This is a genomic window from Kitasatospora sp. NPDC059722 (genome assembly GCF_042733235.1).
Lineage (GTDB): Bacteria > Actinomycetota > Actinomycetes > Streptomycetales > Streptomycetaceae > Kitasatospora.
This window is the reverse complement of record NZ_JBHWGD010000076.1, coordinates 24142-37866: the sequence shown is the minus strand read 5'-3', so window position 1 is coordinate 37866 and position 13725 is coordinate 24142. Positions and strand designations below refer to the sequence as shown.

The 13725-nt window shown below is 76.0% G+C and carries 11 protein-coding genes; 8 read left to right on the top strand and 3 right to left on the bottom strand.

Going from position 1 to position 13725, the window contains the following annotated elements; translation table 11 throughout:
- A partial coding sequence (locus tag ACFV4F_RS33830) for a protein kinase (protein ID WP_380508385.1) occupies positions 1-1548 on the bottom strand: 1548 nt, incomplete at its 3' end.
- Between the two features lie 237 nt (positions 1549-1785).
- Between ACFV4F_RS33830 and ACFV4F_RS33825 the strand changes: the two genes are divergently transcribed.
- The 8 genes from ACFV4F_RS33825 (at position 1786) to ACFV4F_RS33790 (ending at position 12713) form a co-directional block, all read left to right on the top strand.
- Positions 1786-2487 (top strand): hypothetical protein, encoded by a 702-nt coding sequence (locus ACFV4F_RS33825; RefSeq protein ID WP_380508382.1) that lies wholly within the window; start codon positions 1786-1788, stop codon positions 2485-2487.
- A 57-nt stretch (positions 2488-2544) separates the two neighbouring features.
- A complete protein-coding gene (locus ACFV4F_RS33820) occupies positions 2545-4815 on the top strand; it encodes a CRISPR-associated endonuclease Cas3'' (protein ID WP_380508379.1) in 2271 nt (756 codons plus the stop codon).
- Between the two features lie 54 nt (positions 4816-4869).
- The gene (locus ACFV4F_RS33815) at positions 4870-5784 is read left to right on the top strand and encodes an alpha/beta fold hydrolase (RefSeq protein ID WP_380508376.1); all 915 of its coding nucleotides are present in this window, start codon (positions 4870-4872) and stop codon (positions 5782-5784) included.
- Between the two features lie 160 nt (positions 5785-5944).
- Entirely contained in the window at positions 5945-6430 is a 486-nt protein-coding gene (locus ACFV4F_RS33810) for a pyridoxamine 5'-phosphate oxidase family protein (RefSeq protein WP_380508373.1), read from the top strand.
- 47 nt (positions 6431-6477) lie between these two features.
- On the top strand, positions 6478-9687 hold the full coding sequence (locus tag ACFV4F_RS33805) for an amino acid adenylation domain-containing protein (protein ID WP_380508371.1): 3210 nt from the start codon (positions 6478-6480) through the stop codon (positions 9685-9687).
- Positions 9684-10928 (top strand): cytochrome P450, encoded by a 1245-nt coding sequence (locus ACFV4F_RS33800; protein WP_380508368.1) that lies wholly within the window; start codon positions 9684-9686, stop codon positions 10926-10928. Before ACFV4F_RS33805 ends, ACFV4F_RS33800 begins: the two co-directional genes overlap by 4 nt.
- A gap of 47 nt (positions 10929-10975) precedes the next feature.
- A complete protein-coding gene (locus ACFV4F_RS33795; RefSeq protein WP_380446373.1) occupies positions 10976-12193 on the top strand; it encodes a cytochrome P450 in 1218 nt (405 codons plus the stop codon).
- Between the two features lie 154 nt (positions 12194-12347).
- The gene (locus tag ACFV4F_RS33790) at positions 12348-12713 is read left to right on the top strand and encodes a ribosomal protein L7/L12 (RefSeq protein ID WP_380498067.1); all 366 of its coding nucleotides are present in this window, start codon (positions 12348-12350) and stop codon (positions 12711-12713) included.
- A 35-nt stretch (positions 12714-12748) separates the two neighbouring features.
- Here ACFV4F_RS33790 and ACFV4F_RS33785 read toward each other — a convergent pair whose 3' ends face one another.
- Together ACFV4F_RS33785 and infA are read right to left on the bottom strand one after the other, a co-directional pair.
- Positions 12749-13090 carry a hypothetical protein gene (locus ACFV4F_RS33785; RefSeq protein ID WP_380508365.1) on the bottom strand — a complete coding sequence of 114 codons (342 nt, stop codon included), beginning with the start codon at positions 13088-13090 and terminating at the stop codon, positions 12749-12751.
- A 158-nt stretch (positions 13091-13248) separates the two neighbouring features.
- Positions 13249-13470, bottom strand: coding sequence for a translation initiation factor IF-1 (gene infA, locus ACFV4F_RS33780; protein WP_380446376.1), 222 nt, complete (start codon positions 13468-13470; stop codon positions 13249-13251).
- Between the last annotated feature and the right edge of the window lie 255 nt (positions 13471-13725).

Sequence of the window (13725 nt, the reverse complement as noted above, 5' to 3'; positions counted from 1 at the left end):
GGGGGCGGGCGCCCCGGGCTGGGCGGGCGAGGGCGCGGCGCGCTCGGTGGGCGCCCCGCCCCGCCCGGCGCGGGGGCCGGTGCGGGGGCCGGGCCCGGGGCCGGGGCGGGGGGACGGGGCCGACGCCGGTGCGCCGGGGCCGGCCGGGGCCGGCTGCGGGCCGGTGGCGGGGGCCGCGGGCGTGCCCGGTGCGGCGGGCGTCTTGCCGCCCGGCGTGGCCGGGGCGGACGGGGTCGCGGTGGCGGTCGCGCTGGCGGACGCGGTGGCCGTCGGCGTCGCCGTGGCGGACGGGGTCGCGGTGGCGCCGGTCGTGCTGGGCGCGGCGGACGGGCTGCCGGTCGGGTCGTGCGCGCCGAGGCTGGTGGTGGCCTCGGGCGAGGCGCCGCCGAGCACGGTGCGGGCGCCGCCGTCGGCGGCTCCCGCCATGGCGACGGTGGTGAGGGTGGCCAGGGCGATGACGCCGGCCGCGACGCCGGTGAGGACCTTGCCGCGGGTCCCGATACGGGCGGTCAGGGGCAGGCGGGCGGCGGCCGGTGCGGCGTCGGCGCCCACGTCCATGGCGGCGTCCGTGTAGGCGTCCGTCTCGGCCGGGCCGAGGAGGGTGTGGGCCAGCGAGGTGCCGCCGCCGGCCGCTCCGCCGGCGCCGGGCAGCAGCAGGGCGAGCAGGGCGACCAGCGCGGTCAGGTCGCGGCGGCCCTTCTCCTCCCAGTACGGCCCGTAGGCGGCGGCCGCGACGGCCTCCAGCTGTTCGACGAGCGCGGCCGCGCTGTCGGGCCGGGCCTCGGGTTCCTTGGCCAGGCCCGCCAGGATCAGCGGCCGGACGGGCTCCGGGGCCAGTTCGGCCGGGATCGGCGCCTCGCTGTGCTGGACGGCTAGTTGTCTGTGGGGGGCCCCCGCGGCGGGGGGGGCGGGGGTGCCGCACTCTACTAGGGGGGGGGCCGCCGCGTACCCGCCGCCCGCGGGGGCGGCGGCCCGGCCCGCCCACTGCTCGGGCGGCATGTAGGCGGGGGTGCCGGAGACGTCGCGGTCGGCGCCGCTGGGCACGGCGATGCCGAAGTCGACGAGCTTGGACGTGCCGACGGTGTCGACCAGCACGTTGGCGGGCTTGTAGTCGCGGTGCACGACGCCGGCCCCGTGCGCGGCGGCCAGGCCCAGCAGCGAGCCCTTCAGGACCACCAGGGCGGCCTCCGGCGTGGTGGCGCCCTCCGCGCGCAGCAGGTCGCGCAGCGCGATGCCGTCGACCAGTTCCATCACGATGGCCGAGCCCTGCTCGCCCTCGACGTACTCGTAGAGCCGGGTGACGTACGGGGAGTCGATGCCGGCGAGGACCTCGGCCTCGGCGCGCAGCGCGGCGGAGGCGGCGGAGGCGTGGAGGTGCTTGATCGCCACCGGGGTGCCGGTGTCGCGGTGGCGGGCGAGCACGACCCGCCCGCTCGCCCCGGCGCCGAGCTCGCGCTCGTAGAGGTACTCCGGGAGCTCCCAGAGGTGTTCGGCGGGCGTGGTGTCGCCGCCGCCGGGTCTGTGGCCCTCGGCCTGTCTGTCGTCCATCGTCCTGCGCTCTTCCCGTTCCTGCTCGCTGCCTGCTCGGCTCCGCGGCGCCGCACCTTACGGCACGCCGACTACCGGCGGGGACGCGGGCCGTGAACTGCGGGTTCCGGCGGTCGCGGCCGGGAAGGTCACGATTCGGGTGCTTCGTACAGGGCCCCAATTTCGGTCGTACCGGCAGGATCCGGTCCCGGGTGTGGCAGGATGCGAGTCGATCATGGACTCCAGGGAGGGGACCCGGTGCGGTTGCGTGGTGTGGTGTCGGCTGCCGTCGTCGCGGCGGCGCTCGCCTTGTCCGGTTGTTCGCAGGAACCGCCCGTGCGGGCGGCGGACGGCGGCCCGTCCCCGGCGGGGGCTCCGGCGCAGGTCCGGCTGCGCGACGCACTCCTGACCGACCGTCAACTGCCGCCCGATTTCCGACTGTTGACCGCTTCGGCTACACCTGACCGGCCCTTCTCGGACGTCCCGATCACGGCCATGCCGTGCGAGGAGCTCGTGGTGGAGGGCTTCACGGCGAGGCACGACCGCCCCGCGGAGGGCGCGTCGGTGGGGCTGGAGAAGCCGTCCGACGACTGGTTCGGCCGGGAGTCGCTCGACCGGTACCCGCCCGGGCGGGCCGCCGCCGTCATGGCGGCCGTCCACGGCGCCGCGCAGCGCTGCGCCTCGTACACCGCCACGCTTCCCGTCGACGGTTCCCCGACGAAGAACACGGTGTCCACGGCGGGAGTGGGCGGCGTGGCGGCCGACGACGGCCTGGTGCTGCGGATCTCCGCGCTCGGCCCCGGCGATGGCGAGCCGTACGTGACCGAGGTGGCACTGGTCCGCGAGGGCGACGTGATCCTCACCGTGCACAAGACCGTCGCGCAGCAGCCCCGGTCCAGTGTGGAGGCCGTCCTGCCAGCCGCGGTGGCGGCGTACCGGGCGGCGGCCGGTACGGCGTAGGCACCGGGTAGCCTTCCGCTCCGCCCGGCGGGCGGCCTTTCGCCGTAGGTTGGCGGGATGACGGCCGAGTTCGAGACTTTCGTGCGTACCGCCACCGGTTTCGCCCCCTACCCGTACCAGGCGGCGCTGGCCGCCGAGGGGCTGCCCGCGCTGCTGGAGGCGCCCACCGGGGCGGGCAAGACCGTGGCCGCCGTGCTGCCGTGGCTGTACCGGCGGCTGGTCGCGGCGCCCGGGGACACGCCGCGGCGGCTGGTGCTGGTGCTGCCGCGGCACAGCCTCGCCGACCAGACCTTCGCCCGGATCGCGGAGTGGCTGGAACGCCTGGGACTGACGGGCGAGGTGGGGCTGCACCTGCTCGCGGGCGCGGCCGCGCAGGAGGGCGGCTGGCGGCGCGCGCCCGAGCGCAGCGCGATCCTGGTCGGCACGCACGACGTGCTGCTCAGCCGGGCGCTCATGCGCGGCTACGCGGACGCACGGACGATGGCGCCGGTCTCGTACGCGCTGCTGCACACGGACGCGCAGTGGGTGTTCGACGAGGCGTACCTGCTCGGGCCCGGCCGGTCCACGGGTGTGCAACTCCAGCGGCTGCGCGATGAGCTGGGGACGGCGGCGGCGACCCGGACGATGTGGATGTCGTCGGTGCGCGGGCCTTTCGACCCCGGCGGCAGCGCGGTACGTGCGCCGGAGGCGGCCGGGACGCTGCGGCGGATCGCCCGGCTCGACGTCGGGCCCGGACGGTACGCCGCCGCGCTGGCGCGGGCCGTCGCCGGTGCGCACGTGCCCGGCACCCGGACCGTCGTGGTGCTCGACTCGCCGGAGCGGGCGCGGGCCGTGCACGCGGGCCTGGCCGAACTGGGGTGCGCGGCGCTCCTGCTGCACCCGCACTTCCGGACCGCCGACCGCCGCCGCGTCCTGGCCGCCGCCGAGGCCGAAGGCGACCTCGTGCTCGTCACCACTCCCGCCGTGGAGGCCGGGCCGGACCTCTCCGGCCGCACCGTGGTCACCGAACTCGCGCCCTGGGCCTCGCTGGTGCAGCGCGCCGGGCGCTGCAACCGGCACGGCGAGCACCCGGACGGCGGCGACCTGCTGTGGTGCACGCCGCCGGAGGGCGGCGATGCGGCCGTCGCGCGCTGGCTGACCGCCCACGAGGGCCGGGCCGTCACCCCCGGCGACCTGCTGGCGGCCCGCGTCGGGACGCCGCCCGCGCCGCCGGGGCCCGGGCGCGAGGGCGTCCTGGCCCTGTTCGACTCCCCCGCCGACGCCGCCGACCGGGCCGACCCCACCGACCGGGCCGACCAACGGGCCGACCGGGCCGACCAACGGGCCGACCGGGCCGACGCGGTGGACCGGTGGATCTGCGGGCCGTCCGAGGCGGACTCGCTCCCGACGCTGGCCGCCTGGCGCGCGTGGGAGTCCGGCGCGCCCGGCGAGGAGGAGCCCGACCCGGCGGGCGCCGAACTCTGCCCGGTGCCGCTCGGCGAGCTGCGCCGACTGCCCGCCGGCCGGGCCTGGCTGCGCGACGCCCTGGACGGCCGGTGGCGCCCCGCGCAGCCGGACGACCTGCGCCCCGGCGTCCGTGTGCTCCTGGACGCCCGTGCCGGCGGCTACCTCCCGGACCTCGGCTGGAGCCCGGCGAGCCCGGCCCCCGTCCCGTGCGAGGCGCCCGGCCCGCGGACGCCGCTCTACGCCTGCGCCGCCTGGGTCGGTCTCGACCAGCACCTCCAGGAGACCGCCGAGGAGGCGCAGTCGCTGCTCGCCGCACTGCCTCGACTCCCCGCCGGGCTGGGCGAGGCCGTCGTCGAGGCGGCCCGCTACCACGACCTCGGCAAGTGCCACGACGCCTTCCAGGAGAAGCTGCGGGCCGGCCGCACGGACCCGCCCGCCGGCCTGCTGGCCAAGTCGAAGAACGGCGCCGACCCCCTGCCGCCCTACCGTCCGACCCGCCCCTACTTCCGGCACGAGCTCGTCAGCGCCCTCCTGCTGTGGCACGGCGGTCACGACCCCCTGGTGACCTACCTGGCCGCCGCCCACCACGGCCACGTCCGCGTCACCGTGCGCCCGCGCGGCGACGAGGCCCCGCTGCTGCTCGGCGTCGCCGACGGCGACCGCACCCCGCCCGTCGACCTGTCCACCGGCGAGCGCTTCCCGGCCCTCACCCTGCGCACCGCCGGCTTCCCGCAGGCCTGGACCGAACGCGCCCTCGCCCTGCGCGACACCCCAGGCCTCGGCCCGTTCCGCCTCGCCTTCCTCGAAACCCTCGTCCGCGTCGCCGACTGGCGCGCCAGCGCCCGCCACGACGGCCCCCTGCCGATACCGGCGGATCGTTGACGAACGACGTGTCAGCATGGACGGATGGATGTGATCTTCAGGGCTCGGAAGCGCGTGACGACGCCGGTTCTCGACATCGCGTACGAGCAGTTCGGGGAGTTCGGGAAGTCCGGGGAGTCCGGGGAGTCCGGGGCGGGCGCAGGGGTGCCGGTGGTCCTGCTGCACGGATTCCCCTATGACGTGCGGGCGTTCGACGAGGTGGCGGCGCGGCTCGCCGCGCGCGGGCGCATCGCGCTGGTGCCGTACCTGCGCGGGTGCGGGCCGACGGCGTTCCGGGACGAGGGGACGATGCGCAGCGGGCAGCAGGCCGCGCTCGGGCAGGACCTGGCCGACTTCCTGGACGCGCTGGGGATCGGGCGGGCGGTGGTCGCCGGGTACGACTGGGGCGGGCGGGCGGCGTGCGTGGCGGCGGCGCTGTGGCCGGAACGCGTCGCGGGGCTGGTGACGGGCGGCGGCTATCTCGTCCAGGACATCGCGGGTTCGGTGGAGCCGGTTTCGCCGGAGGCGGAGCGCAATCTCTGGTACCAGCACTATTTCCACTCGGAGCGTGGGCGAAGGGGATTGGAGCGCAACCGCGAGGAGCTGTGCGCGCTGCTCTGGCGGCTGTGGTCGCCGACGTGGGCCGGGGCCGGGGAGGCGTTCGGGGCGTCGGCGGCGAGCCTGCACAATCCGGACTTCGTCGACGTCGTGGTGCACTCCTACCGGCACCGGTTCGGGCTCGTGGCCGGGGATCCGCGCTACCAGGCGCTGGAGGACCGGCTCGCGGCCGGGCCGCCGATCACGGTGCCGACGGTCGTGCTGGTCGGCGGCGCGGACGGGGTGATCCCCGCCGACGTGCAGGGCGACACCGGGCGCTTCCGCGGGCCGTGCGAGGTCACCGTCCTGCCGGGGATCGGGCACAACGTGCCGCAGGAGGCTCCCGGGGCGTTCGCGGACGCGGTGCTGGGACTGCCCGGCCCGCCCAACTGATCCGCATTAATAGTATTAGCCGACATTACGATGAGTGCTGGCTTATTTTCGGACTGTAATTCAGCTCACTCGACCACGTGGTTTTTGTCATGGCTCTGCGGACAGTGATGCATCGTCCGCGAACTCGATCAAGCCGTCACCGGCGAAGGAGTCATGACGCATGTCCATTTCCATGCCCCCGCGCGACCGCGAGGCATTCCTCGCCGAACGGCGCGTCGGCGTCCTGGGCGTGGCCGACGGGCGCGGCGGTGAGCGCGCGCCGCTGCTCGTCCCGGTCTGGTACGCCTACGAGCCCGGCGGCGACGTCCTCGTCCAGACCGGACGGGAGACCGTCAAGGGCCGACTGCTGCTCGCCGCCGGGCGGTTCAGTCTGTGCGTGCAGGACGAGCGGCGGCCCTACCGGTACGTGAGCGTCGAGGGCGAGGTCGCCGCGGTCGAGGACCCGGTGCCGCCGGCCGTCCGCGACGCGCTCGCCCACCGCTACCTGGACCCGGACGAGGCCCGCGGCTACCTCGCCGCCACCGCCGGCCAGCTCAAGGACGACCTCCTGCTGCGGCTGCGCCCGCAGCGCTGGCGCACCGCCGACTTCTCGGCCTTCGCCGCCGACTTCCCGGCGCCCGGGGCCGCTACCGGCTCCGACGCCTGATCCGACGCCCGGCCGGCTTCCGCCGCCCACACGAGAGGGACGACACGATGCCCGACACCGACGTCTCGTCACGCCTGCACCGCCTCCACCGCCCGCACCCCCGGCACGCCGCCCCGCCGACCCGTGACCACCTCCCCTCCTACCCGCGCGACCTGCGCCTGCCCGAGCTGTTCGCCCGGCAGGCCGCCACCCGCCCGCACGCGCCCGCCGCCCGGCACGGCGACCGCACCCTGACCTACGGCCAACTCGACCGCAGGTCCACAGAGTTGGCCGAGCGCCTGCTCGCCGGCGGCGTCGCCGCGGGCGAGCCGGTCGCGGTGTGCGGCGGCCGCTCGCTGGAGGCGCTGGTCGCGCTGCTCGGCATCCTCAAGGCCGGCTGCGCGTACGTGCCGCTCGACGACGAACTCCCGCCCGCCCGGCTGCGGGCCATGGCCGAGGACGCCGGGCTGCGCGCCGCCGTGACGCTGCCCAACGCCGCGCGCCGGGTGCGCGGACTGCGCCTGAGCGTCGCCGTCGAGCCGCTCGACGGCACCGGAGGCGACGGCCCGACTCCCCTTGCCGACACCGCTGATGACACTGCTGCCGATACCGTCGCCGATACCACTGTGGTCGCTTCCATCGCCGGCACCGCCGCCCTGTCCGCCTCCGACTGCGCCTACGTCGCCTTCACCTCCGGCACCACCGGCCGCCCCAAGCCGGTCGCGATCCCGCACCGCGGCGTGGTGCGCCTGGTCCTGTCCGACCGCGAGCTGGCGCCGCCCGGGCCCGGCGACCGCGTCCTGCACGGCTACGGCCTGTCCTCGGACGCCTCGACCATCGAGATCTGGGGCGCCCTGCTCACCGGCGCCTGCCTCGTCATCGCCGACCGCGAGGAACTGCTCTCACCCGCCGCCCTGGAAGAGCTGCTGCGCAGCCGGGCCGTCACCGTCGCCTACCTGACCACCAGCGTCTTCCACCTCCTCGCCCGCACCCGCCCCGAGGCGCTGGCCGGGCTGCGGTTCGTCTCGGCCGGCGGCGAGGCGATGGACCCGCGCCTGGCCAACGCCGTCCTGGCCGCCTGCCCGGCCACCACCGTGGTCAACTTCTACGGCCCGACGGAGAATTCGGTGGTCTCCACCGCCCACGTCGTGCGCCCGCTGCCCGAGGACGCCGCGCACGTGCCCATCGGCCGCCCGTTCGGCGCCACCACCTGCCACGTCCTGCGTCCCGACGGCACCCCCGCCGGCCCCGGCGAGGAGGGCGAACTCCTCGTCGGCGGCGACGGCCTGGCCCTGGGCTACCCCGGCGACGAGCGGCTGACCGCCGAACGGTTCGTGCGCCTGCCCGCGCTCGACCCGGGCCCGCTCTACCGCACCGGCGACCAGGCCCGCTGGGGCGAGGACGGCCTGCTGGAGTACCGCGGCCGCCTCGACCGCCAGGTCAAGCTGCGCGGCGCGCGCGTCGAACTCGACGAGGTGGAGGCCCGGCTGCGCGCCCACCCGGAGGTCGGCGAGGCCGTCGTCGACCTCGCCGCCGACGGCAGCACGCTGACCGCCTGCGTCACCCCCGCCGTCCCCGGGCGGCGCCCGGCCCCGGCCGCCCTGCGCGCCTACTGCGTCCGGTGGCTGCCCGCCCAGGCCGTGCCCGCGCTCACCGTCCTGGACCGCTTCCCGGTGACCAGCGGCGGCAAGGTCGACCGCACCCGCCTGCGGGCCGACGCCTCCCTGCCCTCCCAGGCGAAACGTTTCACCGCCGAGCAGGCCGCCGTCCCGATACCCGAGGGCCTGCCCGGCGTCCTCACCGGGGTCTGGCAGCAGGTCCTGCACGTGCGCCCCGCCCCCGGGGACGACTTCTTCCACCTCGGCGGCGACTCCCTGCTCGCCTCCGAGGCCGTCACCCGCACCCTCGCCGCACTCGGCCTCGACGCGGCCCTCGGCTCCTCCCTCATCCGGGCCCTGCTCGCCGACCCCACCCTCGACGGCTTCACCGCCGCCGTGCGCGCCGCCCGCGACGGCTCCCCGGCCGACGCCGCCACCGGCGAAAGCAGCGTCGACTTCACCCGCGAGAGCGAGCTCGGCTTCGACCTCCCGCCCGCCGAAGGCCCCGCGCCCAGCCCGCACGACCCCCGCGACGTCCTGCTCACCGGCGCCTCGGGATTCGTCGGCGCCTTCCTCCTCGCCGAACTGCTGCGCAGCACCGCCGCCCGCGTCCACTGCCCGGTGCGGGCCACGAGCGCCGACCACGCCCGGCGCCGCGTGCGCACCGCCCTCACCCGCTACGGGCTGCGCCTGGAGGAGGCCGACTGGCGGCGCGTGGAGTGCTTCCCCGCCGACCTCGCCGAGCCCGGCCTCGGCCTGTCCGAGGGCCGGCGCGCCGCGCTCGCCGGCCGCCTCGACCTGATCGTGCACAACGGTGCCCAGGTCAACTTCCTCTACCCGTACGAGCAGTTGCGGGCCCCCAACGTGGACGGCACCCGGGAGGTCGTGCGCCTGGCGGCGCCGCGCCGCGTGCCGGTGCACTTCGTGTCGACGGTCGCCGTCGTCGCCGGCTTCGGCGCGGCCGGGGTGCGCGAGGTGGACGAGGACGCGCCGCTGGCCCACCCGGAGGCCCTCACCATGGGCTACGCCGAGAGCAAGTGGGTCGCCGAGGGGGTGCTGCGCCGGGCGGCGGCGCAGGGCCTGCCGGTGGCCGTCCACCGCCCGTACGAGGTGACCGGCGACCAGGTGCGCGGGGTCGGCAACACCGAGACGGCCATCTGCTCGCTGTTCAAGACGATCGCCGAGACCGGCCTGGCCCCCGGGATCGCGCTGCCGATGGACTTCGTGCCGGTCGACCACCTCGCCGCCGCCGTCGTCCACATCGCCACCACCCGGACGGCCGACGGCCGCACCTACCACCTCACCAACCCCCGCCCGGCGGCCCTTTCGGACGTCGTCGAGCGGATGCGGGCGGCGGGCTGCGCGGTGCGGACGCTGCCGTACGAGCAGTGGGTCGCCGAGCTGGTGCGCCACGTCGCCGCCAACCCGACCAGCGCCACCGCGCCCTTCGTCTCGCTGTGCGTGGACCGCAGCCGCACCGCCGACATGTCCGTCAAGGAGATGTACTTCGAGGACACCTTCCCGGTGCTCGGCCGGCGCAACGCCGAGGCCGCCCTGGCCGACAGCGGGCTGCACTGCCCGCCGGTCGACGCGGCGCTGCTGGACCGGTACCTGGAGTTCTTCTTCTCCTCCGGCTACATCGCCCGCCCCGCCGCTCCCCGCCAGGAGGCCTCCGCATGACCGATCTCGACCTCGGCCCCGAGCCCGCGGCCGACGCCGTCATCCCGGTGCCCGAGCCGGCCCCGGGCACCGCCGGGCCGCCCTGCGCCTACGCCCGGCTGCGCGCCGAACAGCCCGTCGTCAAGGCGCAGTTGCCCAACGGCGAGAGCGCCTGGCTGCTCTCCCGCTACCAGGACGTGCGCGCCGCCTTCGCCGACCCCCGGCTGGTGCGGCCGCTGCTCTCCGCCTGGCCGCCCACCGGGGACGGGGACGGGCCGCCGCCGTGCCTGCCGACGTTCCTGGAGATGACCGGGGAGCACCACGAGCGCGTGCGCCGCGCCGTGCTGCCGCTGTTCGGGCGCGGGCGGCTGGAGTTCATGCGGCCCCGGATCCGGGCCATGGCGCACGAGCTGATCGACGCGATGACCGCAGCCTGCCCCGGCCGGACGGCCGACCTCGTCGCCGCCTACGTCGAGCCGCTGCCGCTGCGGGTGCTGTGCGAGACGATCGGCCTGCCGCACGAGGACCGCGACCGCTACCTCCCGCACACCCTCACGCTGCTCGGCGCGGCCGGGCTGACGATGGAGCAGGTGCTGGAGGCGCTGTACGCGCTGCAGGACTACGCGTCGGAGCTGATCGCCCGCAAGGAGGACACCCCCGAGGACGCCGCGGGCGGGGACTACATCCGGCTGCTGCTCGCCGAGAGCCGGCGCCCCGGCGGCGCGTTGACCAGGGACGACGTCGTCAGTTTCGTCGTCACCATGCTGATGGCCGGCTACAAGACCAACATGCAGCACACCGCCAACGCGCTGCTGGTCCTGCTCACCCATCCCGAGCAGCTGCGCGCCCTGCGCGAGGAGCCCGGGCGCACCGGCGCCGCGGTGGACGAACTCCTGCGCTACGTCCCGCTGATGAACGCGATCAACATCCTCGTGGCGCAGGAGGACCTGACCCTGCACGGGCAGCACATCCGGGCCGGCGACGCCGTCGTCCCCGTGCCGGCCTCCGCCAACCGCGACCCCGGCGCGTTCGCCGACCCCGACCGCCTCGACCTCGCCCGCACGCCCAACCCGCACGTCGCCTTCGGCCACGGCCCGCACGCGTGCACCGGCGCCCACCTGACGCGCCTGCAGCTCGCGACCGTCATCGAGGTGCTGCTGGAACGGCTGCCCGGCCTCGAACTCGCCGAGCCGGCCGAGACCCTGCCCTGGGACGAGTCCACCCCGCTGCGCGCCCCGGCCCGGCTGCCGGTGCGCTGGTGACACCGTCGTCCGCTCCCTCCGCTTCGCTCAGAGAGGTCCCTCGCCGCATGACCGCACCGCACGCTCCCGAACCGACGCTCCCCCACTACCCGTTCAGCACCAAGGGCGACCGCCTCGCCCCCGAGCTGACCGAGCTGCGCGGGCGCTGCCCCGTCGCCCGGGTCTCGACCAACTCCGGCGGCGAGGCCTGGCTCGTCACCGGCTACGAGACGGCCCGCGACGTCCTGCGCGACCGCTCCTTCGCCCGCTCGGTGCTCGGCGACGCCGACAGCCCCACCCAGGACGCCCCGATCCTGGCGCCCGAACTGCTCGACGCCATGAACCACCTCCAGCAGGCCGGCCTGCGCGACGAGGTCCTCACCGCGCTCGGCCGCAACCAGCCCGGACTGCCCGAGGACTGGGTCGCCGACATCACCCGCGCCGGACTGGACTCGATGCTCGCCGAGGGCTCCCCCGGCGACCTGCAGCGGCACTTCGCCGCATGGGTCGCCGCCCAGTGCATGTGCCGGCTGCTCGGCCTGCCCTTCGAGGACCGCGAACGGCTCGCCGCACGCGCCGACAAGGACCTCACCATGGTGACGTACTCCGACCAGGAGCTCGCCGCCAACTGGGAGGAGATCCGCGCCCACATGGCCGCGCACATGGCCGCCCGCGCCCCCGGGCGCCCGCGCGGCCTGGCCGACCGCCTCGCCGACCTCAACGCGGCCGGACCGGCGGAGAAGGCGCTGACCGACGAGCAGCTGTCCAACATCGTCGCCGTGCTGTTCGTCAGCGGCTACGAGGACTTCGCGAGCTTCCTCGGCGTCGCGGCGCTCAACCTGCTCCAGCGCCCCGGCGACGTCGAGGCCCTGCGCGCCGACCCGCGGCGCATGCCGCAGTACGTGGAGGAACTGCTGCGCTGCAGCGTCGTGCTCGGCAACGCGATCCCGCGCTTCGTCACCCGCGACACCACCCTGGCCGGCGCTCCGCTCAAGGCCGGCGACCTGGTCCTGCTCTCCCTGGACGCCGCCAACTACGACCCCGCGGCGTTCACCGGCGCCGAGGACTTCGACCCCGCCCGCTCCCCCAACCCCCACCTGCGCTTCGGCTACGGCCGCCACCACTGTCCCGGCGCCCACCTGGTGCGCCGGCACTCCGACACCGCCTTCCGCACCCTGCTCACCCACCTCCCCGCCACCCTGCGCCTCGCCGCCCCGCCCGCCGACATCCCCTGGCACCCCAACCGCATGGCCATCACCCCGGCCGCCGTCCCGGTCACCTGGTGAACCGGTGAACCGGTGAACCGGTGTGGGGCGCCCGGGACCGTCCTGGCGCCCCACACCGCGCTTTCACGCCCGGCCGGGCGAAAACCCGTGGCCGGACGGGCGGGTGGGGCGGTTGACTGGGGCGGACACGGCATCGGGCGGCGAGGAGGAATCCGTGGAGGCCCCGGCTTTCGAGGTCCGACTGACCGGCACCCCGGCCCGCGACGCGACCGCCCTGCGGGCGGTGCGGGCGGTCACCGGCCTGAGCCTGTGGCGCAGCCGGCAGGTGCTGGACGGCCCGCCCGCCGTCGTCCAGGCGGGTGCCCCGTTCGACATCGCCGTCCGGCTGGCCCGGCAGCTGCGCGAGGCCGGTGTGCCGGCCGACGTCCGGTGCGACTGGTGCCGGCGCACGCTGCCGGGCGACGGCACTGCGGTCGATCCCGGGCCGTGCGCGTCGCAGTACTGGCCCGTCGCGCACTGCGGGGCCAACTCCGTGACGGACTGCGACTGCTGGGTCTGCGCGCTGCGCGGCCAGGGCTGATCCCGGGCCGTCGCGGTCGACGGCCCGGGCCGCGGTCAGGGCGTGATGACGAACGAGCGGATGGTGTCGAAGTCGACGAATATCCGGCCCGGCCCGAGCAGCGGCTCGCAGTCGACTCCCCCCGGGCCTCGGCACAGCGACACCCGGCCGCCGGTCAGGTTGTTCTCCATCCATCCCATGCCGTGCACGTTGGACGGGGTGTGCACCCCGTAGCCGTAGAAGACCATGATCGGCTGGTCCGGGACGAGGATGCACACGGCTTCCTGCGGGCATTGCTCGACCGTGTCGGCCCGGGCCGTGCCCGCGCCGGCGAGGGTGGTGGCGGCGAGGGCGGCCGCGGCGGCGCCCGTTGCGAGGACGGCCTTCAGGCTCTTCATCGGCTCTTCCTTCCGTTTCGTGACCGCTCGTCAGGAACCCCACCCATGGAACGCCGTGGGTGGGGTGCCGGTCGAATGGTTCGAAGGAATTCGAAGACGATCACCTGGGAATGCCCGGACCGCCGGGCGGAGGCCGGCGGCCCGGGGCGGGCCCGGTTCTACCTGTAGCGGTAGCGGATGCGGCCGCGGGTGAGATCGTAGGGGCTGAGCTCCACGAGGACGCGGTCCTCGGGGAGGATCTTGATGTAGTTCTTGCGGATCTTGCCGCTGATGTGGGCGAGCACGACGTGCCCGTTCTGGAGCTGCACCTTGAAGGTCGCGTTGCGCAGGCACTCGGTGACGGTGCCCTCGACTTCGATGGCTCCTGTTGATTTGGTCATGGTTTCCCGTTTCCGGTCGGTGGGGCGGTGGATCGCTTGTGTGGTGTGGCGGGGCGTCAGCGGCGGACGAGTTCCAGGATGCTGCCCACGTGCTCGGCGCCCACGCCTTCGAGGAGGGCGATGGCGGCCGTGTTGGTCTCGTGGGGCGGCGGCCCGGGCGCGGGCGCCCCCCCCGGGGCGGGGCCCCCGCCGCGGGGCGGGGGCCCCCCCCCCGGCGCGGGCCCCCCCCGGGCCCCGCCCCGCGCGCGGGCGCGG